The sequence below is a fragment of the Stutzerimonas stutzeri genome (assembly GCF_000952685.1).
GTDB lineage: Bacteria > Pseudomonadota > Gammaproteobacteria > Pseudomonadales > Pseudomonadaceae > Stutzerimonas > Stutzerimonas stutzeri_E.
The window spans coordinates 1-20,780 of sequence record NZ_JYHV01000032.1; the positions used below are offsets into that span (position 1 = coordinate 1).

Consider the following 20,780-nt stretch of genomic DNA (forward strand, 5'->3'; position numbering starts at 1 on the left):
GTACACGACTCTGCTTGAGCTTCAGCTGGCCATCAATGTCGACCTGTTTCAGCAAGATCTGCCGGCTATAGCGCAGCAGTTCGTCATCGCTCAGCATGTCGCTCTCCTCGATGATAGTCATGGCCGTTGACCCAGACTGATGCGTCCGTGGCCGCCAAGATCCTTGCGACTCTGGATATCGACGAATCCACTTTCGGCGAACAGCCCACGCACTGCCGACGCCTGATCGTAGCCGTGCTCCAACAGCAGCCAACCCTGACAGAGCAGATGGCTCGGCGCGCTCGCGATGATCTGACGAATATCGTCCAGACCGTCATCTCCAGCCACCAAGGCGCTGCTCGGCTCGAAGCGCAGGTCCCCCTTCTGAAGATGCGGATCATGCGCCGGGATATAGGGCGGGTTACTGACAATGAGTGCAAAACGCTGCCCAGCAAGGGCGGAAAACCACCGACTCTCACGGAACTCGGCGTTATCGAGGCGCAAACGCTGGGCATTGCGCGCCGCCAGGTCGACCGCTTCGGTGACGCGATCGACCCCGGTCACCTGCCAAGCTGGTCGTTCATGAGCCAGCGCCAGGGCGATCGCCCCAGTCCCGGTACCTAGATCCAGTATGTCGGCCGGGGTCGGCGGCAATAGCTGCAATGCGGTTTCGACCAGCAGTTCGGTGTCCGGCCTGGGGATCAAGGTATGGGGAGCGACCTCGAGCTCTAGGCTCCAGAAGCCCTGGCGCCCCAGAATGTAGGCCACAGGTTCACCGCGACGACGACGCGCCAGATCAGCGACGAAACGCGCTTCGCTTTCGGCCGGCACTTCTCGCTCGGGCCAGGTACGCAGATAGCTGGCTGGCTTGCCCAGCGCCGCAGCCAGCAGCCATTCGGCATCAAGCTTGCCGGATGGTGAATCCGGCAGAACTGCAGCACGAAGCAATGATTCGATGGTGGCCATTATGGCGCTTCCGTAGGAGCCGGATGGCCGATGCGGCATGCCGGGTTCAAGTCAGTATCGTCAGCGGGTTGCGATCAATCACCCAGCGCCGCCAGCTGGTCCGCCTGGTATTCCTGCAACAACGGCTCGATCACTTGCTCAACCGCGCCGCCAATGACTTCATTGAGCGAATACAGCGTCAGGTTGATGCGGTGATCGGTCACCCGCCCCTGCGGAAAGTTGTAGGTACGGATACGTTCGGAGCGATCGCCCGAGCCGACCAGCAGCTTGCGCGTATCGGAGATTTCCTTGTGCGCGGCACTGTCTTGCACATCCTGCAGTTTGGCTGCCAGCCACGCCATGGCGCGGGCGCGATTCTTGTGCTGCGAACGCTCTTCCTGGCATTCAACCACGATGCCGCTGGGCATGTGCGTAATGCGCACCGCCGAATCGGTCTTGTTGATGTGCTGACCACCGGCGCCGGATGCTCGGTAGGTATCGACGCGCAGATCGGCCGGATTGATCTCGATGGCGATCTGCTCGTCCGGCTCCGGCAGTACCGCAACGGTGCAGGCCGAGGTGTGAATGCGCCCCTGGGATTCGGTTTCCGGGACGCGCTGTACGCGATGCGCGCCGGATTCGAATTTGAGCTTGGCGAACACATTGTCGCCTTCGATGCGCGAGATGACTTCTTTATAGCCGCCGTGCTCGCCAGGGCTTTCGGACAGGATCTCGACACGCCATCCCTGCCGTTCGGCATAGCGCGAATACATCCGGAACAGGTCACCGGAGAAAATCGCCGCCTCGTCGCCGCCGGTACCGGCGCGGATCTCCAGAAAGACGTTGCGGCCGTCCTTCGGATCTTTCGGCAGCAGCATGCGCTGCAACCGGGCTTCGATCTCTTCGAGCTTTGCGCGGGCTTCAGTAACCTCTTCCTCGGCCATTTCACGAACGTCCGGGTCGTTGTCCTTGAGCAAGGCCTGCGCGCCTTCGAGATCGGATTGCATCTTGAGGAATTCGCGGTAGGTGGCGATGACCGGTTCAACCTCGGCGTATTCGCGCGAGTAGGCGCGAAAGCGCGTTTGATCGCTGATCACTTCCGCGTCGCCAAGCAACGCCGTCAGCTCTTCGAAGCGGTCCTGCAGAATGTCGAGTTTGTTGAGCAGCGACGCTTTCATGATTTGTCCGTGCTGTCCTGCAAGGCGAAGAGCTCCTGCACGATGTTCAGAGCCTCTCCACGCCCTTCGGCAGAAAGTTTTTTCAGCTGAACGCTGGGCGCGTGCAGCAGCTTGTTGGTCAGCCCACGAGCCAGTTGAGCCAGCGCATCCTCGGGCGTGACGCCATTGGCCAGCAACCGCTGAGCCTTGAGCATCTCTTCGTCGCGAATGCGTTCGGCGTGCTGTCGGTAGGCCTTGAGCACATCCACGGCCGCCAACTCACGCAGCCGCGCCATGAAGTCATCGGTACCGGCCGCGACCAGCTCCTCGGCGGCCTGGGCCGCACCCTGGCGACTCTTGAGGTTTTCCGCAACCACCTCGTGTAGATCGTCGACCGTATAGAGGTAGACATCGTCCAGTTCACCGACCTGCGCTTCTATGTCGCGGGGAACCGCAATATCAACCATGAACATCGGCTTGTGCTTGCGCTTCTTCAGCGCCTGTTCCACGGCGCCTTTGCCGAGGATCGGCAACTGACTGGCGGTGGAGCTGATGACGATGTCGCTGTTGTAAAGCTCATGGGGGATATCGGCAAGAAGGATCGCATGGGCGCCGAATTGCTCGGCCAGAATACTGGCACGTTCGAGTGTGCGGTTGGCGACCACGATGCGCTTGACGCCCTGCTCGTGCAGGTGGCGAGCGACCAACGTGATGGTTTCACCTGCGCCGATCAGCAATGCCTGACTGCGATGCAGGTTGGCAAAGATCTGCTTCGCCAGGCTGACGGCCGCAAAGGCTACCGAGACGGGGTTTTCGCCGATGGCGGTATCGGTCCGCACGGTCTTGGCGGTGCTGAAGGTCGCCTGAAACAGACGTCCCAGTAGCGGGCCGACGCTACCGGCTTCGCGCGCAACTGCGTAGGCGGACTTCATCTGTCCGAGAATCTGCGGTTCACCGAGCACCATCGAATCCAGCCCGGAGGCGACACGCATCATGTGCCGCACAGCCTGATCGCCGGTATGAACGTAGGCACAGGCTTTGAGGTCCTCGAGACTCAGGCGGTGATAATTAGCCAGCCACGCCAGCACCGCCTCGGCTTCGATCTGGTCCTGCTCGAGATACAGCTCACTACGATTGCAGGTCGACAGAATGGCCGCCTCGCGCGTTGGCGTGACACGGCACAACTGCTGCAACGCCTCGACCATCTGTTCGGGCGTGAACGCAACACGCTCGCGCACATCCACCGATGCGGTCTTGTGATTGATGCCAAGGGCGATGAAAGCCATGCAGGGTCGCTGATTCGAAAAACGGAGCGCGCGATTCTCCTACTTCGCCTGCTTCAGAACAACCGTTGCCCATCATTGTCTCTACCAGATCGAGCCGCCCGATTCGCCCGACGAGCCAGCCCATGTGCTTGCCTGGCGGCTTGTGTCATCATGCCGCGACCGCAGACCAGCCTTATATTCCCTATGAAAAAACTCCTCGCCATCAGCGCCGTCCTGCTTCTCGGTGGCTGTCAAAGCTTCACGCAGAGCACCTCCGACAGCGGCCCGCCGATCGAGGAGACCACGCCGCAAGCAACAGAAACCAGCCCGAGTGAATATGGTTCGTTCAGCAGCGACACGCTGTACGCATTGCTGGTCGCCGAACTCGCCGGGCAGCGCAATCGCTTCGATATCGCACTGGGCAACTATGTCCAGCAGGCCAACGCGACCCAGGACCCCGGGGTAGCCGAGCGCGGTTTCCGTATCGCCGAATACCTCGGCGCCGATCAGGCGGCGTTGGACACGGCGATGATCTGGGCGACCAACGCACCGGATAATCTCGACGCCCAGCGTGCCGCAGCGGTGCAGCTGGCCCGTGCTGGGCGCTACGAGGAATCGCTGAAATTCATGGAGAAAGTGCTGCAGGGCCAAGGCGATACGCACTTCGACTTCCTTGCCCTGTCAGCCGCCGAAACCGACCCGGATACCCGCACCGGCCTGCTCAAGAGCTTCGACCAGTTACTGGCCAAACACCCTGATAATCCCCAACTGAAATTCGGCAAGGCCGTGCTACTGCAACAGGACGGGCGCCCTGAAGAAGCACTCGCATTGCTCGAAGAGCAACCGGCCAAGGAACAGGAGATCCCTTCGATCCTGCTCCAGGCTCGACTGCTGCAGATGCTTGAACGTGGCAAGGAAGCACTGCCGCTGCTGGAGAAAGGCCTTCGTCAGCACCCCGAAGACAAGCGCCTGCGCCTGACCTATGCACGCCTGCTGGTCGAGCAGGACCGCCTTGACGAAGCCATGGGCGAATTCGCCACGCTGGTCCAACAAAATCCCGGCGACGACGATCTGCGTTTCTCGATGGCTCTGGTGTGCCTCGAAGCGCAAGCCTGGCGCGAGGCGATCGTTTACCTGGAAGAGCTGATCGAGCGCGGCAGCCACCTCGATGCAGCCAATTTCAACCTCGGACGAGCCTATCAGGAGCTGGACAAACCGGAGCAGGCGCTGAACGCGTTCGCCAAGGTCGGGCCCGGTAATGAGTACTTGCCGGCGAAACTCATGCAGGCGGAGCTACTGTTTACCCTCGGCCGTAATCAGGAGGCATCACGTCTGCTGGCCAGCGCCCGGGAAGAGCAGCCCGACTACGCGATTCAACTTTACCTGATCGAAATAGAAGCGCTTTCCGGACAACAGCAAGTCAAAGAAGCCTGGGAGCTGGTCGAACAGGCGCTGGAGCAGTTTCCCGACGACCTCAACCTGCTCTACACCCGAGCCATGATCGCCGAGAAGCGTGGCGACCTGGCCCAGCTGGAGCGAGATTTGCGCTACATCATCGAGCGCGAACCTGACAACGCCATGGCCATCAACGCACTGGGCTATACGCTCGCCGATCGCACCGATCGATACGACGAAGCCCTTGCGCTCATCGAGCAGGCGCACCGGATCAATCCGGATGACGCCGCCATTCTCGACAGTCTCGGCTGGGTCAATTATCGCCTGGGTAATCTCGACGAAGCCGAAACCCAGTTGCGCAAGGCGCATAAGCGCATGCCGGACCATGAAGTCGCCGCCCACCTCGGCGAGGTGCTCTGGGCGTCCGGCGAGCAGCGGGAGGCCAGGGCGATCTGGGCCGAAGCACTGAAGCAGCAACCGGACAGTCAGGTGCTGCGCGAAACCATCAAACGTCTGACAGGCTCGGAGAAACTCTGACACATGAAGTCGATGCGCAACCTGCTAATTCCTGCATTGATGCTGCTGCTTGCTGGCTGCGCCGGTCTCGGCCCGCAGGAATCCGTTGAGGGCCCTGGCAGTGCCGATGACTGGAAGGCCCACAAAGCTCAGATCAGCGAAATCGATGGCTGGCAGATCAACGGCAAGATTGGCATTCGAGCACCCCAGGACTCGGGCAGCGGCACGCTGTTCTGGCTACAGCGCCAGGATTATTTCGACATCCGGCTGTCCGGTCCGCTGGGCCGCGGCGCCACTCGTCTAACCGGTCGCCCTGACGCCGTCGCGCTGGAAGTTGCAGGCCAGGGCCGCTTCGAAGCCGAGTCACCAGAGGCGCTGGTGGAAAGTCAGCTCGGCTGGCAGCTGCCGGTGTCGAACCTGCTCTGGTGGGTGCGCGGCCTTCCCGCCCCGGACAGCCGCAGCCGGGTCGCGCTGGACGCCAATGGGCGTCTCGCCAATCTGCAACAGGACGGCTGGGACGTGCAGTATCTCGGCTACAGCGAGCAAAGCGGCTTCAGCCTGCCGTCACGTATCAAGCTGGCCGGTCGCGACCTGCAGATTACGCTCGTGATCAAGGACTGGCAGCCGCGCCGGCTCGGCCACTGAATGCGCAGGCTGACCTTGCCGGCACCGGCCAAACTCAACCTGATGCTGCACATACTCGGCCGTCGCGACGACGGCTATCACGACCTGCAGACGCTCTTCCAGTTTCTAGACTACGGCGACGAGCTGAGCTTTACGCCTCGGACTGATGGCCAGATCCGCCTGCATCCCGAGCTACCGGGCGTGGCGCATGACGACAACCTGATCGTACGCGCGGCTCGCCTGTTGCAGACCCACAGCGGGTGCAGCCAGGGAGCCGACATCGAACTGATCAAGCGTCTGCCCATGGGTGGCGGCATCGGGGGCGGCAGTTCCGATGCGGCCACCGCCCTGCTCGGCCTCGATCACCTCTGGCGGACCCATCTTGGCGAAGAACGCCTGGCCGAGATCGGCTTGTCGCTTGGAGCCGATGTGCCGGTCTTCGTCAGGGGCCGAGCGGCCTTCGCCGAAGGGATTGGCGAGCGCCTGCAACCGGTCGAATTGAGCGAACCCTGGTTCCTCGTGATCGCCCCGCAAGTCTCTGTTAGTACAGCGGAAATATTTTCCGACCCAGAGTTGACACGCAATACCCCGGCCATTACAGTTCGCAGCCTTCTTGCAGGGGGCGGTCATAACGACTGTCAGCCGGTGGTCGAGAGGCGTTACCCAGAGGTTCGTAACGCTTTGAGCTTGTTGAACAAATTTGTTCCAGCAAGGATGACCGGCACTGGAGCTTGTGTGTTTGGGAGCTTCCCAAACAAAGGTGAGGCTGATAGAGTTTGCCGCCAACTTCCAGCCGATTTACCAGCTTTCGTAGCACAAGGCCGCAACATTTCGATGCTGCACCGAAGGCTTGCGCAGCTGACGCAGGAAGTGAGTGATTAGAGGTTGTACGCTGTAGGGGCGTCGCCAAGCGGTAAGGCACCAGGTTTTGATCCTGGCATGCGTTGGTTCGAATCCAGCCGCCCCTGCCATAACCTTTCGAGGTTGCTACAGCCAGACGATCGCTTTCAGGGTTACATCTACAGGGGCGTCGCCAAGCGGTAAGGCACCAGGTTTTGATCCTGGCATGCGTTGGTTCGAATCCAGCCGCCCCTGCCAAACATCACGAGAGCTGTTCAAAACGCCTGGCCTTTTGAACAGCTTTTTGTTTCATCGGATCCACCCTCAGGCAGGTACTGCGCGTGTCCAAGATGATGGTCTTCACGGGGAACGCCAACCCCGACCTGGCCCGGCGTGTTGTACGTCAGCTGCACATCCCTCTCGGTGACGCCTACGTCGGTAAATTCTCCGACGGCGAAATCAGTGTCGAGATCAATGAGAACGTTCGTGGTAAGGACGTCTTCCTGATTCAGCCGACCTGTGCCCCCACCAATGACAACCTGATGGAACTGGTCGTGATGGCTGATGCCTTCCGCCGCTCCTCCGCCACCCGCATTACCGCTGTCATTCCCTACTTTGGTTACGCCCGTCAGGATCGCCGTCCGCGCTCCGCACGTGTGCCGATCAGCGCCAAGGTCGTGGCCGACATGCTCGATGTGGTGGGCGTCAACCGCGTCCTCACCGTTGACCTGCATGCCGATCAGATCCAGGGTTTCTTCGATTTGCCCGTGGACAACATCTACGGTTCGCCGGTCCTGGTCGATGACATCCAGGCCCAGCGCTTCGAGAACTTGATGATCGTTTCCCCCGACATTGGTGGTGTAGTGCGTGCTCGCGCCGTCGCCAAGTCGCTGGGTGTGGATCTGGCGATCATCGACAAGCGTCGCCCGAAGGCCAACCAGTCCGAAGTGATGCACATCATCGGTGATATCGAAGGTCGTACCTGCATCCTCGTCGATGACATGGTCGATACCGCTGGCACCCTTTGCCACGCCGCAACTGCCCTGAAAGATCATGGCGCTGCCAAGGTCTTCGCGTATTGCACTCACCCGATTCTGTCCGGTCGCGCCATCGAGAATATCGAAGGCTCTGTCCTCGACGAACTGGTGGTGACCAATACCATTCCGCTGTCCGCAGCGGCGCAAGCTTGTACCCGTATTCGCCAGTTGGACATCGCGCCAATGGTGGCTGAGGCGGTTCGCCGTATCAGCAATGCTGAATCGATCAGCGCGATGTTCCGCTAAGCCGAAAGCCTAGCCCTTCGCGCAGAACGAAAATGTGCCCCGCCCCGTGCGGGGCTTTTTGCCCAACCGCCCGGTAGTGCTGGTCGCAAGCACTTCGGGCGTGTTGTTATCCTGGAGAAACACAATGACTGATTTCACTCTGAATGCCCAAGTGCGTTCCGACCTGGGGAAAGGTGCGAGCCGCCGCCTGCGTCGTAATGCCAACCTCGTTCCGGCCGTCATCTACGGTGGCGACAAAGCCCCGCAGTCCATTAGCCTGCTGCTGAAAGACGTAACCAAGCTGCTCGAAACCGAAGCTTCTTTCAGCCACGTGCTGACCCTGAACGTCGATGGCCAGAACGAGTCTGTTCTGATCAAGGCGCTGCAGCGTCATCCGGCCAAAGGCTTCGTTCTGCACGCTGACTTCGTCCGCGTTGTTGCTGGTCACAAGCTGACCGCTACCGTTCCGCTGCACTTCATCAACCAGGAGTCCTCGGTTGGCGTGAAGCAGCAGGGCGGCGAAATCCTGCACAACATCAACGAAGTGGAAGTTTCCTGCCTGCCGCAGGATCTGCCGGAGTTCATCGAGGTCGACATGGCCAAGGTTGAAGTCGGTCAGGTACTGCACATGACCGACCTCAAGCTGCCGAAAGGCGTTGAGCTGGTCGCCCTGGCACACGGCAGCGACCTGCCGGTTGCCAACGTTCACGCTCCGCGCGTGAGCAAGGAAGACACTCCGAAAGAAGAAGGCGCTGCCGAGTAATCCGCTCGCTAGCATCTGAGGAAGGGCCTCTGTCGTGACTGCCGTCAAACTGATCGTCGGCCTGGGTAATCCAGGCCCTGAATACGACCAGACCCGGCATAACGCAGGGGCCCTTTTCGTTGAGCGTCTGGCCGCCCACAAAGGTGCCAACCTCAGCGTGGATCGCAAGTATTTCGGCCTGGTCGGCAAGTTTCGCCACCAGGACGAAGATGTCCGCCTGTTGATTCCCACCACCTTCATGAACCGCAGCGGCCAGGCGGTGGCGGCACTGGCCGGATTTTTCCGAATTCCTCCCGAGTCCATCCTGGTCGCCCATGATGAACTCGACATGCCCCCAGGCATCGCCAAGCTCAAGCAGGGCGGCGGCCATGGCGGGCACAACGGGCTGCGCGACATCATCGCCAAGCTCGGCAATCAGAACAATTTCTACCGCCTGCGTCTGGGCATCGGTCATCCCGGCCACAGCAGCCTGGTGACCGGCTATGTGCTGGGCCGAGCGCCCCAGGCCGAGCGCGAAAAGCTGGACGCCAGCATCGATTTCGCGCTCGACGTGCTGCCCGAAATTCTGGCGGGTGACTGGACGCGAGCGATGCAGCGCCTGCACAGCCAGAAGGCCTGATCGAACTCGACGCAGGGGTGCAAGACAAAGGCAACGGCGGCGCGGAAGGCCTGCATTACAGCGCATCACGAAGCCGTTTTAACGCAGTTTGGCAACGCCGGTAGCGCATCCGCTGCCAGCCAATACCGAGGCAAAACACCATGGGATTCAATTGCGGCATCGTCGGTCTGCCCAACGTCGGCAAGTCCACCCTGTTCAACGCGCTGACCAAATCCGGTATCGCTGCGGAAAACTTCCCCTTCTGCACCATCGAGCCGAACAGCGGCATCGTACCGATGCCCGATCCGCGTCTGCAGGCCCTGGCTGACATCGTCAAACCCGAGCGCATCCTGCCGACCGCCATGGAATTCGTCGACATCGCCGGCCTCGTCGAAGGCGCTTCGAAAGGTGAAGGTCTGGGCAACAAGTTCCTCGCCAATATTCGCGAGACCGATGCCATCGCTCACGTAGTGCGCTGCTTCGAGGACGAAAACGTGATTCACGTCTCCAACTCGGTCGATCCCAAGCGTGACATCGAGATCATCGAACTCGAACTGATCTTCGCTGACCTCGACAGCTGCGAAAAGCAGCTGCAGCGCGTCACCCGCAACGCCAAGGGCGGCGACAAGGAAGCCGTGGCGCAAAAGGCGTTGCTAGAGAAGCTGATCCCCCACTTCACCGAAGGCAAGCCGGCCCGCACCTTGTTGAAGAAGCTCGGCGACGATGAGATTCAACTGGCCAAGGGCTTCCACCTGCTGACCAGCAAGCCCGTCATGTACATCGCCAACGTTGCCGAGGATGGCTTCGAAAACAACCCGCACCTGGACGTGGTCAATGCCATCGCCGCCGAAGAGGGTGCCGTCGTGGTACCGGTGTGCAACAAGATCGAAGCGGAAATTGCCGAACTGGACGATGGCGAGGAAAAGGACATGTTCCTCGAATCCCTCGGCCTGGAAGAGCCCGGTTTGAATCGTGTGATTCGCGCAGGGTACGAGCTGCTCAACCTGCAAACCTACTTCACTGCTGGCGTGAAGGAAGTGCGTGCCTGGACCGTCAAGGTTGGCGCCACGGCTCCCCAAGGCGCCGGCGTGATCCATACGGACTTCGAGAAAGGCTTCATCCGCGCCGAAGTGATCGCCTACAACGACTTCATCCAATACAAGGGCGAAGCCGGCGCCAAGGAAGCCGGCAAATGGCGCCTGGAAGGCAAGGAATACATCATCAAGGACGGCGACGTGATGCACTTCCGCTTCAACGTCTGATTTAGATCCTGGCGGATCTTGATGAACCCAAACGCTTGAGGAACGCCGTTGGCCGAGCCAAACCAGCCGGCTCGGCGGCTCGGCGCTGCGCCGTGAGCCCCGCGGCGTAACCGAAGAGTTCCGCATCGGCGGCCGCAATGCTTATCGCACAGCAACTGACCGCCACGCCTCCCACCCCGCTCGCTTTCTGATGAATACAGCGAGCCAGTAGATCCTTGCCGGTACCGATTCGCCACGGATCAGCAGCGCAATCGGCGGCCTTGCCAGATCAACATTATCACGATGCTGCCACGATCCGGGATCGATAGACGCCTTGGTTCGATGCCCAGCGGGCTGTGCTCTTCCTTGGCGAAGGCCAGTACATTGTTATTCCTTAACGATCTATAAATGTTCTTAAACAATATTTTTAAGAATATCTCAGCACCCTCTACTATCCGTTCCACGCCTCGCTGGCTACGGCCGTTCGGCCGTCACGAAAGGCTTCACGGAGAACAGAAATGACCGCGACCATTCCCAACATCGAGGGGCAGGACGAAGCCAGCATCCTGCGCGAGATCCACAGCGCCCTGCACGGCCTCAAGTTCGGCTCGGTGGAAATCACTGTGCACAACGGCGAGGTCGTGCAGATCGAGCGCAAGGAGAAATTCCGCCTGCAGCCGAACAACAAGAACACCTGACCATTTCATAACCCCGATTCATCAGCCCGACTGGACCACCGGAGGGCGTGACCATGACGAGCCAAGACCATGAACACGCACCGGTACTGCAGCTATCACCCGCCGCGAATGCGGAGCTGAAAGCCCCGAAACCGAATTCAGTAACAGCCAAAAGCACATTCGATCTGTTTTCAGGAGCTGCACCATGTCCATTCGACGTTTCGCTCTCGCCGCCCTGGCGAGCGTGCTGATTGGCGGCCACGCGCTGGCCGCCGATACCCTGCTCAACGTGTCTTACGACCCGACACGCGAGCTCTATGTGGAATTCAACAAAGCCTTCAACAAGCACTGGCAGGCCCAGGGCCACGAGCCGATCAAGGTTCAGCAGTCCCATGGCGGCTCGGGCAAGCAGGCCCGCGCCGTCATCGATGGTTTGCGAGCCGACGTGGTGACCCTCGCATTGGCTGGCGATATTGATGAGCTGCATCGCCTCGGCAAGCTGATCCCCGCGGACTGGCAGTTCCGCCTGCCGGACGCCAGCACGCCCTACACCTCGACCATTGTGTTTCTTGTGCGCAAGGGCAATCCGAAAGCCATCAAGGACTGGGATGACCTGGTCAAGCCGGGCGTCGAGGTGATTACGCCGAACCCGAAAACCTCGGGCGGTGCGCGCTGGAATTTCCTCGCCGCTTGGGCCTATGCGCAGCAGAAATACGGCACTGAGAAAAAGGCGCAGGAATTCGTCGGCACGCTGTACCGGAACGTGCCGGTACTGGACACCGGCGCCCGCGGCTCGACCGTCACCTTCATCAACAACGGCATCGGCGACGTGCTGCTGGCGTGGGAGAACGAGGCCTTCCTGGCATTGAAGGAACAGGGCGGGGAGAACTTCGAAATCATCGCGCCATCTCTGTCGATCCTCGCTGAACCGCCAGTGGCAGTGGTCGACAAGAACGTCGAGCGCAAGGGCACGCGGGAAGTAGCCGAGGCCTACCTGAACTACCTGTACAGCGAGGAAGGCCAGCATATCGCGGCGAAGAACTTCTACCGGCCGCGCAATGAGAACGTCGCGGCCGAGTTCAAGGATCAGTTCCCGGCGCTGAAGCTGGTCACTATCGACGAGGACTTCGGCGGCTGGAAAATCGCACAGCCGAAGTTCTTCAATGATGGTGGGATCTTCGACCAGATCTATCAGGCGAACTGAAGCTGCTGCGCTTGCTCATACTGCGTTGAAGACCGGCTCGGGCCTGCTCATTTGCAGCTCGTAAACTCCGCGGCCCAGGCCTGTCTTCGCCTTGTCTGAGCTGCGCTCGCGACGCTTCAGCCGAAACATTGCTCCCCGTGAGGCGTCGACGGTGGAAGTAAAAAGCGACTTCCACCCTACGCGGCTCAGCAGAACTCCTCGACAGAACAAGGCCGACCATGTCCCGTCCGACTCCCCCCGTCATACCCGGCTTCGGGCTGACGCTGGGCTACACCCTGGTGTACCTCAGTCTGTTGGTGCTGATTCCCCTGGGTGCGCTGTTTCTCAAGACCACCGAACTCAGCTGGGCACAGTTCATCGCCATCATCAGCGCCCCGCGCGTGCTGGCGGCGCTCAAGCTCAGCTTCGGCACCGCCTTCGCCGCCGCCGTGCTCAACGGCATTATCGGCACGCTGCTGGCCTGGGTGCTGGTGCGCTATCGATTTCCCGGACGCAAGATCATCGAGGCGATGATCGACCTGCCGTTCGCCCTGCCCACCGCGGTGGCCGGCATCGCATTGACCGCGCTGTATGCGCCGAACGGGCCGATCGGTCAGTTCGCCACGCAGCTGGGCTTCAAGATTGCCTACGCCCCGTTGGGCATCACCTTGGCGCTGACTTTCGTCACCCTGCCCTTCGTGGTGCGCACAGTCCAGCCGGTGCTAGCCGACATTCCACGTGAAGTGGAAGAAGCTGCGGCCTGCCTCGGCGCCAAGCCGCTGCAGGTGGTTCGCCATGTGCTGCTGCCGGCGCTGCTGCCCGCCTGGCTGACCGGCTTCGCCCTGGCGTTTGCCCGCGGCGTTGGCGAGTACGGTTCGGTGATCTTCATCGCCGGCAATATGCCGATGAAGACCGAAATCCTCCCGCTGCTGATCATGGTCAAGCTGGACCAGTACGACTACGCCGGCGCCACCGCCATTGGCGTGCTGATGCTGGTGGTGTCGTTCGTCCTGCTGCTGCTCATCAACCTGTTGCAGCGCCGCATTGCGCGTTCGTGAAGAGGCCACCGACATGACTTCCGCTTCCCTAATGGTGACTACGAATAACACCGCCAATGCAACGCGCCGCGGCAGCGCGCTCGGCCGGCGGCTGCTGATCTTTGCCGCCTGGCTGGTCTTCGCGCTCTTCCTCTTGCTGCCCTTGCTGGTCGTCATCAGCGAGGCGTTGAAGCAAGGCTTCGGCACCTTCTTCAGTGCGATATTCGAGCCCGACGCCCTCGCCGCACTCAAGCTGACCTTGCTCGCCGTAGGCATCTCGGTGCCGCTGAACTTGCTGTTCGGCGTCGCCGCCGCCTGGTGCGTGAGCAAATACGAATTTCGTGGCAAGAGCCTGCTGGTCACCCTGATCGACCTACCGTTCTCGGTCTCCCCGGTGATTGCCGGCCTGATCTACGTGCTCCTATTCGGCGCCCAAGGCTACTTCGGCGAATGGCTGAGTGATCGCGACATCCAGATCATCTTCGCCGTGCCCGGCATCGTCCTGGCGACGCTGTTCGTTACCGTGCCTTTCGTTGCCCGGGAGTTGATTCCGCTGATGCAGGAGCAGGGCAGCACCGAAGAGGAAGCCGCGCGGCTGCTCGGCGCCAGCGGCTGGCAGATGTTCTGGCACATCACCCTGCCGAACATCAAATGGGGCCTGATCTACGGCGTGGTGCTCTGTACCGCACGGGCGATGGGCGAGTTCGGCGCGGTGTCGGTGGTCTCCGGGCACATCCGCGGACTCACCAACACGCTGCCGCTGCACGTCGAGATTCTCTACAACGAATACAACCATGTCGCCGCGTTCAGCGTGGCCAGCCTGCTGCTGGGCCTGGCGCTGGTGATCCTGCTGCTCAAGCAGTGGAGCGAGTCGCGCATCGCCCGCCTGCACGCCAACGCCGAGGAATGACCATGTCGATCGAAATCAGCAACATCAACAAGCGCTTCGGCCAGTTCCAGGCATTGAACGCCATCAACCTGCACATCCAGAGCGGCGAGCTGGTCGCCCTGCTCGGCCCGTCCGGCTGCGGCAAGACCACCCTGCTACGCATCATCGCGGGGCTGGAGACGCCGGACAGCGGCAGCATCGTGTTCCACGGCGAGGATGTCTCCAGCCGTGACGTGCGCGACCGCAACGTCGGTTTCGTCTTCCAGCATTACGCGCTGTTCCGCCACATGACGATATTCGACAACGTCGCCTTCGGCCTGCGCATGAAGCCAAAGAAGCAGCGTCCAAGCGACGCGGTGATCGCCGAGAAGGTGCACGAACTGCTCGGCCTGGTGCAGCTCGACTGGCTGGCCGACCGTTACCCCGAGCAGCTCTCCGGTGGCCAGCGCCAGCGCATCGCCCTGGCCCGTGCGCTGGCGGTCGAGCCTAAAGTGCTGCTGCTCGACGAGCCGTTCGGCGCGTTGGACGCCAAAGTGCGCAAGGAACTGCGCCGCTGGCTTGCCCGCCTGCACGAGGACGTGCACCTCACCTCGGTGTTCGTGACCCACGATCAGGAGGAGGCGATGGAGGTCGCCGACCGCATCGTGGTGATGAACAAAGGCGTGATCGAGCAGATCGGCACGCCGGCGGAGGTCTATGCCAATCCGGCCAGCGATTTCGTCTATCACTTTCTCGGCGACGCCAATCGCCTGCAGCTGGACGATCAGCGCAGCGTGCTGTTCCGCCCGCACGAGATTTACCTGAGTTCGTCCGCCGGAGAGGGTTATTACGCAGGCGAGGTTCGGGACGTGCGTCCGCTTGGTGCGCTCACACGAGTAACGCTCAGGGTCGCCAACCAGACCGAGCCGGTCGAGGCCGAAGTGGGTAGAGACCACGCCAGCCTTGTCGACCTGCGCCGTGGCGAAACGCTGTACTTCAAGCCGAGCCAGAACTCATTCGATAGGGCAGCCCTCATGGAAGGAAATGCGTAGGCGGCGATGTCAGCTACGCTAAGTACGCGCATGATCGATCTTCGTGATCGTTCTAAGCGCAACAGTGCGGCAGTGCCTTAACGCCGGATCAAGCAGCTCGGGCGGTGCCATAAAAGGTCGATCAGGTGAGGGGAAGCATACGGCCTGGTTCGTCACGGCCCGACGGGCAGCGCAGCCTTGTTAGCCAGAACTATCTGGTAAGCAGGAACAGACCTCATCGGAGACACATCATGCGCACGATCCTGAAGCCGCTTGCTCTTGCCGTCATTGCGGCAATGTCCTCACAAATATTCGCGGAGCAAAACTCCGCCGACGTTGATCAGTCAGGTATCTCGCTGAAAGCCACTGCCACGCAGACCGGCGGTGTCGACAACACAACCCTGATAACCCAAAGCGGCGTAGCCAACGAAGCGGTTACCTTCCAGCTAGGTGGTTCAGGCGACTCGATCAGCCAGTATCAGCAAGGCAGCTTCAACTACAGTGAAGCACGTCAGCTGGGCAACACCGGGGCGAGCCCCGTCTCTGGCAACTTGATCCTGCAATACCAGGCAGTTGGTTCTGAGAATGTGGCGAACGCCATTCAGACTAATTCCACCGAGAGCGTTATTTCCCAAGACCAACATGGCAGCTCCAATACCGCGCAAGGCACCCAGTCGGATTCCATCGGTACAGGGCTCTACCAACTTCAAGTAGGCGACGGGAACTCTGCGACCGCTAACCAAACGTTCGCCCAGTCGACATCCACCAGCAAGCAGTACGGTTACGACAATGTCAGCAGTACCCGCCAAGACAACACGCTAGATGACACGGCTTATGTCTGGCAGGAGGGCACTGCGAACAATGCGACCGTGAGGCAGGATTACGGCAGCGTCTCCAATGTCGAGATTTATTCCTTTGGAGTCGGTAATTCGGTAACTGTGGAGCAGTACGAGGCCATCGCTTCGAATGCCGAGGTTGAAAGTAATGGCAACTACAACACGGCGATGGTCACCCAATCCGACATCTTGATGAAGGTGTCGAGCGAGCAGAATGGCGATCGCAACCAGCTCATAACGACTCAAGGTGGCCGGCAGAACACCGTTGTTTCTGTTCAAACCGGCAATGACAACGTCATCGGCCTTGCGCAAGCTGGCAGAGACAGCAGTGCTGCCATAGAGCAGTCCGGCAATCGCAACACGGCCAGCGTCTCGCAGACCGCCCCCGGCAACGAATTGCGCGCAGTGACCACCGGAAACAACAACAGCATCGTGACCGTTCAGGTTGGCGTCGTTGAGGTAAACGCGCTGGATCTTGAGCAGAACGGCGACAACAACATCATCCAGGCCTCGCAATACAACGAGGGCAACTACGCGCTTGTCAGCCAAGCCGGTACTGCAAACTTTGCGGACATTTCGCAGCATGGCGCCAGCGATAATCTGAGCGTCCTTCAGAGTGGCACTTCAAATTCGGCGAGCGTAGTGCAGCACTAGGCTTATCGGCCCGCAGTCGCCATGTTGACGGGCCGCCACTGGCTACGTGCCGAGCGCAAAATGGCGATGCCTACCCGCCCTCAAGCAGAGGCATTCAGAGGATCAAAGTCGCCACTTTGAAGACCTACTTGTTAGGCCGACCTCAACCATTTGTCTGACGACCGGCACGAGATCCTTCATCGGCTGGGGAATATTCGCCCCGTTTATGGGGTCGGAACAGGCAGACTTGCCGAAGCCGGAGTAGCAATGAACAGCCTCACCGAACCACCAATACAACATCTCGACGATACTTTTTTCGACCGGGACGCACAGATCGTCGCGCAAGATCTGTTGGGAACCGTGATTCGGCATTGCGTCGATGGGCTCTGGTTGTCGGCACGCATCATCGAGACCGAGGCGTATTACGTCGACGAGAAAGCCAGTCATTCGTCGCTGGGTTACAGCCCATCACGACGGGCGATGTTCATGCCGGCCGGCCATCTGTATCTCTATTATTCGCGCGGCGGGGATTCGCTGAACTTCAGCGTGCAGGGCGACGGCAATGCGGTGTGCATCAAGGCCGGCTACCCCTGGCTCGATTCACTGTCCTGCGAGGAGTCCATCGAGCGCATGCGCAGCAACAGCCCGGCCGCCACCGGAGGCCCCCGCCCGCTCACCCGTCTCTGCTCCGGCCAGACGCTGCTATGCAAGGCGCTGGGCCTGACAGTGACGCAATGGAATGCTCAACGCATGGACCCCGCTCGCCTGCGGGTGGACGATATAGGTGCCCGTCCGGACATTGTCCAGACCACGCGCCTCGGCATCCCAACCGGCCGCGACGAGCATCTGCCGTACCGTTTCGTCGATGCCGGTTTCGCCGCGCACTGCACGCGCAATCCGCTGCGCCGTGGGCAGCTGGAAGGACAGGACTATCATGTGCTGCGCCGCGAACTGCTCGCCAGTTGAGACACCGCTGCACCCTGTCGGAACTTGTCGTGCAACGCCAAGGCGAATTCGCCTGCTCGCAGGTTGCGTAGCGGTACTCGCCTGGCGCCAGTGACGTGCCTGATGCCGACCAGCCTGAAGGTCGACATCAGCAGGCCACGATAGTGGCCTTTTGGGCCTATCCAGACGGCTTAAAGCGTACCGGCCTGCCACTCCGCTTCGCGATTAGCCAAGGCCTGAGCGATGGCATCGACATCGTGGGACTCCAGCGCATCCGGCAGCGGATCCAAGCCTACGCTGGCGAACACCTGGCCATAGGCATTGCGTAGATCGGCATACGCCAGATCGCGGCGCAAGTTCGCTTGCAACAAATTCAATTCGCCCTGAATCAATTCCAGCTCGCCGATCCCTTGAGCTTTGTGGCGATTGCGTAGCTGCTCGGCTATCTGCTGATCCAGTGCCGCCAGTTGCTGGCTCGTGGTGAATTCACGCTGGGCCTCCTGGAAGTTTGCATTGGCCACATAAAGCTGCGCCAGGATAGCCATCGACATCGCCTGTCGGCGCATCGTCACCACGTCCTCGCTGGCCTTGGCCACGTCGATAGCAGCGGGCGCCGAGAGCACATTGAACAGGTTCCAGGTGACTTTCACACCGTAATCGGCCCAGCTCTGATTAACCAGAAACGAGTTGCTGTCATAGTGCCCACCCAGCGAGAACTCCAGGCCAGGCAACATGCGCAGCATCGCCTTGCGCGTTTCTGCCGCACCAATGCGCGCCTGGTAGTCCTGCTCACGCAGCTCAGGCCGGTTGACCAGCGCCTCCTGCTCGAGCACCGTCATGTCCGTCGCCAGCTTCGGCATGGGGTAATCGGCGGCCGCTGGCGCTAACTCGAACTGCGCCCCCATGGGTAGATTGATCAGCGCAGCCAGTTCCGTCTTGGCCAGAGATAAGGCTCGCCGCTGCTGTTCCAACTGACGAGTCGCTTCGATCAGGGAACGCTGGTAGCCGAGTGACTGGACCGGATCGCCAATACGCTGCTCGCTCATGCGCGCACTGTCCTGCCTGGCTTGATCGACGCGTGCCATTTGCTGGTCGATTTGAGCCAGAAGGCGATCGGCGGCCATGGCGCGCCAATATGCCGAACGCACGTCCTGGATGATGGTATGCAGCACTTTTCGCCGACGCTCCTGGACGATCAGACGTTGATCGCCCTGCTGTTTGGCACTGACGTAGCTGACGCCGAAGTCGAGCACGTTCCAGACCATCGTAAGGTCGCCGACCTCACGGTCGCGGTCCTGAGAGGTCGAGGGTTCCAGCGACTGGGTACCGGTGCGAATACTGCGGCTGCTGGATGCGCTGACGTTGTTGCGCCCGGCATAGCCGGCGTTCAGCGCCATGCGTGGCAGCATGTCGAGACGAGACAAGTCGACCTGGCGTTCAGCCATGGCCTCTTCCATGACTTTCAGGCGCGCTTCCAGGTTGTACTTGACCGCGCGAGCCATGGCTTGGTGCAACGTCAAAGGCGCGGTCAGTGGTTCCTGCCCACTGAACATGCTGGCCAGATCAGCCTGGGCACGCTGCTCGCTGGCAGCACGCTCGATCGGCTGACTGGTCACGGCGCATCCCCCCATGGCCGCAGCAAGCACACACACCGCCAGTACCTTGTATTCTTTTTTCATCCGTGGGCCGCCCCCAATCGCGGCTTGTGTTCTTGTAGTCGGTTGATTCAGGCCGCGGGAGCCTTGTCAGCCCATTCACCAAGGGCCTTGGCCAGTTGATCGATGCGCTGCCGCTCGTTGTCATGCAAGGTTTCGAGTTGCTGCCCCAGACTTGGAGCTCCCAGAAAGCCTTTCTCCTCTATCTCTACCCCATCTCTGCCAAAGAGGTCCCCCTCCCCTTGCCGAGGGACCAGGTTGCCGAACGCAGATGACAATGTGCTGTTACCGAACACGCCGCCATCTCCGCCGCCGAACCCCAGGAAGCCGACCCCGGTCCCATCGCTGAATGCCGAGGAACTGAATATCTGTGCCAGATAGCTAGGCGCCAGCGCCTGGTTCTGCAGGAATATGTTACCGATTGGCGGAATTCCCCCGCCCAGACTTGGCGCTTCGAATAACGAAGGCGGTACCAGCGGCGGCATCAGCGCCGGTGGTGGCGGCACCGAGAGGGGTGGCGGCGACGAAACCGACGGGGTGATGACCGGAGCGGACGGCGTCGCGACGCGGAATTCCGGGTCGCCCGCATCCAAACCCGCCCTGATCTGCACGCCAGCCGTGCTGGGGATGCCGGCCAGGGCCAAGTTGGCATCGTTGCCGAGCGTATCGCTGAGGCTGCCGCCGTTGCTTTGAATGGTCGTCGCTACCGCGATGCCGGTCAGGTCGACCTGTCCCGGAGCAACGGTGTAGCTGAAAATCAGGGTATTGCCGCCGGAGCCCGACACATACTCGGCGAATACTGTCCCGCCGGTATCCAGCGTAATGGCGATACGCGGCGTACCACCATTGGCACCAACCACCACCGCGTCGTCGAAGGTAACGGCGAACTCAAGCGTCTGCCCCGCCAGATAGGTCCCATTACTTGGCACCCTTACTGCAGCGACCGCCGGGCCGGTATTATCCAGCGCGTAGGTTTCCCCGCTGAGGCCGGAGGTCAGGTTGTTGCCCGCCTGATCCGTGATGCCGGTCCCTGAGCTATTCAAGTCGAGCCGCAAGGTGCCGTCTCCGGTAATCGACCCGACGGTCACCTCATAGGTCTGCGCATCGATCCGTACGACGGACTGGACGGCCCCCGCGACCGTACCGGTACCGACCAGCGTAAAGTCGGCCGCGTCGACACCGGTCACCGCTTCGTTGAAGTGCAGCGTATAGCGGACGGAGTTGGCGGAGGTTGGCGTCGTATCGACCCGTATCAAACCCGAAGGGGTCGGCGCCGTGGTATCCACCAACACACCGCTGGTTGCGCCTACCGAATTCAAGGTGAGATCGA

The 20,780-nt window shown here is 60.9% G+C and carries 19 protein-coding genes, 2 tRNA genes and 2 pseudogenes; 16 read left to right on the forward strand and 7 right to left on the reverse strand.

Features of this window, described 5'->3' with window-relative positions; all coding sequences use genetic code 11:
- From UF78_RS22925 to hemA, 4 genes and pseudogenes are all read right to left on the reverse strand, one after another.
- Positions 1-97: pseudogene (locus UF78_RS22925) on the reverse strand (molybdopterin-synthase adenylyltransferase MoeB); the annotation flags it as partial.
- 20 nt (positions 98-117) lie between these two features.
- Positions 118-945: a peptide chain release factor N(5)-glutamine methyltransferase gene (prmC, locus tag UF78_RS16705; RefSeq protein ID WP_045163352.1), complete on the reverse strand. Its 828-nt coding sequence runs from the start codon at positions 943-945 to the stop codon at positions 118-120.
- 74 nt (positions 946-1,019) lie between these two features.
- Positions 1,020-2,102, reverse strand: coding sequence for a peptide chain release factor 1 (prfA, locus tag UF78_RS16710; RefSeq protein WP_045163353.1), 1,083 nt, complete (start codon positions 2,100-2,102; stop codon positions 1,020-1,022).
- Entirely contained in the window at positions 2,099-3,367 is a 1,269-nt protein-coding gene (hemA, locus tag UF78_RS16715; protein ID WP_045163354.1) for a glutamyl-tRNA reductase, read from the reverse strand. The genes prfA and hemA overlap by 4 nt, the downstream gene beginning before the upstream one ends.
- Before the next feature lie 183 nt (positions 3,368-3,550).
- On the opposite strand from hemA, the gene UF78_RS16720 reads away from it, so the two are divergent.
- The 9 genes from UF78_RS16720 to ychF all read left to right on the forward strand — a co-directional run bounded on the left by UF78_RS16720 (position 3,551) and on the right by ychF (position 10,606).
- Complete coding sequence (locus tag UF78_RS16720; protein ID WP_045163355.1) at positions 3,551-5,278, forward strand: tetratricopeptide repeat protein; 1,728 nt, start codon at positions 3,551-3,553, stop codon at positions 5,276-5,278.
- A 3-nt stretch (positions 5,279-5,281) separates the two neighbouring features.
- Positions 5,282-5,902, forward strand: a complete 621-nt coding sequence (gene lolB, locus UF78_RS16725; protein WP_045163356.1) for a lipoprotein insertase outer membrane protein LolB — start codon at positions 5,282-5,284, stop codon at positions 5,900-5,902.
- The gene (gene ispE / locus UF78_RS16730; protein ID WP_045163357.1) at positions 5,903-6,763 is read left to right on the forward strand and encodes a 4-(cytidine 5'-diphospho)-2-C-methyl-D-erythritol kinase; all 861 of its coding nucleotides are present in this window, start codon (positions 5,903-5,905) and stop codon (positions 6,761-6,763) included.
- 14 nt (positions 6,764-6,777) lie between these two features.
- Positions 6,778-6,852, forward strand: a tRNA-Gln gene (locus tag UF78_RS16735).
- A gap of 52 nt (positions 6,853-6,904) precedes the next feature.
- Positions 6,905-6,979, forward strand: a tRNA-Gln gene (locus UF78_RS16740).
- 83 nt (positions 6,980-7,062) lie between these two features.
- Positions 7,063-8,004 carry a ribose-phosphate pyrophosphokinase gene (locus UF78_RS16745; RefSeq protein ID WP_025242805.1) on the forward strand — a complete coding sequence of 314 codons (942 nt, stop codon included), beginning with the start codon at positions 7,063-7,065 and terminating at the stop codon, positions 8,002-8,004.
- 124 nt (positions 8,005-8,128) lie between these two features.
- Positions 8,129-8,746, forward strand: coding sequence for a 50S ribosomal protein L25/general stress protein Ctc (locus UF78_RS16750; RefSeq protein WP_045163358.1), 618 nt, complete (start codon positions 8,129-8,131; stop codon positions 8,744-8,746).
- A gap of 34 nt (positions 8,747-8,780) precedes the next feature.
- Entirely contained in the window at positions 8,781-9,365 is a 585-nt protein-coding gene (gene pth, locus UF78_RS16755) for an aminoacyl-tRNA hydrolase (protein WP_045163359.1), read from the forward strand.
- A 140-nt stretch (positions 9,366-9,505) separates the two neighbouring features.
- Positions 9,506-10,606: a redox-regulated ATPase YchF gene (ychF, locus tag UF78_RS16760; RefSeq protein ID WP_045163360.1), complete on the forward strand. Its 1,101-nt coding sequence runs from the start codon at positions 9,506-9,508 to the stop codon at positions 10,604-10,606.
- A 1-nt stretch (position 10,607) separates the two neighbouring features.
- Here ychF and UF78_RS23295 read toward each other — a convergent pair whose 3' ends face one another.
- Entirely contained in the window at positions 10,608-10,781 is a 174-nt protein-coding gene (locus tag UF78_RS23295; RefSeq protein WP_413044189.1) for a hypothetical protein, read from the reverse strand.
- A gap of 322 nt (positions 10,782-11,103) precedes the next feature.
- Between UF78_RS23295 and oscA the strand changes: the two genes are divergently transcribed.
- From oscA to UF78_RS16795, 7 genes are all read left to right on the forward strand, one after another.
- The gene (oscA, locus tag UF78_RS16765) at positions 11,104-11,283 is read left to right on the forward strand and encodes a sulfur starvation response protein OscA (protein ID WP_045163361.1); all 180 of its coding nucleotides are present in this window, start codon (positions 11,104-11,106) and stop codon (positions 11,281-11,283) included.
- Between the two features lie 184 nt (positions 11,284-11,467).
- Positions 11,468-12,466: a sulfate ABC transporter substrate-binding protein gene (locus tag UF78_RS16770; RefSeq protein WP_045163362.1), complete on the forward strand. Its 999-nt coding sequence runs from the start codon at positions 11,468-11,470 to the stop codon at positions 12,464-12,466.
- Positions 12,467-12,684: 218 nt separating this feature from the next.
- Positions 12,685-13,503, forward strand: coding sequence for a sulfate ABC transporter permease subunit CysT (gene cysT / locus UF78_RS16775; RefSeq protein WP_045163363.1), 819 nt, complete (start codon positions 12,685-12,687; stop codon positions 13,501-13,503).
- Between the two features lie 31 nt (positions 13,504-13,534).
- Complete coding sequence (gene cysW / locus UF78_RS16780; RefSeq protein WP_423831484.1) at positions 13,535-14,392, forward strand: sulfate ABC transporter permease subunit CysW; 858 nt, start codon at positions 13,535-13,537, stop codon at positions 14,390-14,392.
- Between the two features lie 2 nt (positions 14,393-14,394).
- Positions 14,395-15,402 (forward strand): sulfate/molybdate ABC transporter ATP-binding protein, encoded by a 1,008-nt coding sequence (locus UF78_RS16785; RefSeq protein WP_045163365.1) that lies wholly within the window; start codon positions 14,395-14,397, stop codon positions 15,400-15,402.
- A gap of 230 nt (positions 15,403-15,632) precedes the next feature.
- Positions 15,633-16,871, forward strand: a complete 1,239-nt coding sequence (locus UF78_RS16790; protein WP_045163366.1) for a hypothetical protein — start codon at positions 15,633-15,635, stop codon at positions 16,869-16,871.
- A 246-nt stretch (positions 16,872-17,117) separates the two neighbouring features.
- Complete coding sequence (locus UF78_RS16795) at positions 17,118-17,816, forward strand: DNA-3-methyladenine glycosylase (protein ID WP_045163367.1); 699 nt, start codon at positions 17,118-17,120, stop codon at positions 17,814-17,816.
- 170 nt (positions 17,817-17,986) lie between these two features.
- Here UF78_RS16795 and UF78_RS16800 read toward each other — a convergent pair whose 3' ends face one another.
- Complete coding sequence (locus UF78_RS16800) at positions 17,987-19,474, reverse strand: TolC family protein (protein ID WP_045163368.1); 1,488 nt, start codon at positions 19,472-19,474, stop codon at positions 17,987-17,989.
- 47 nt (positions 19,475-19,521) lie between these two features.
- Positions 19,522-20,780 (reverse strand): annotated as a pseudogene (locus UF78_RS23030) (hypothetical protein); the annotation flags it as partial.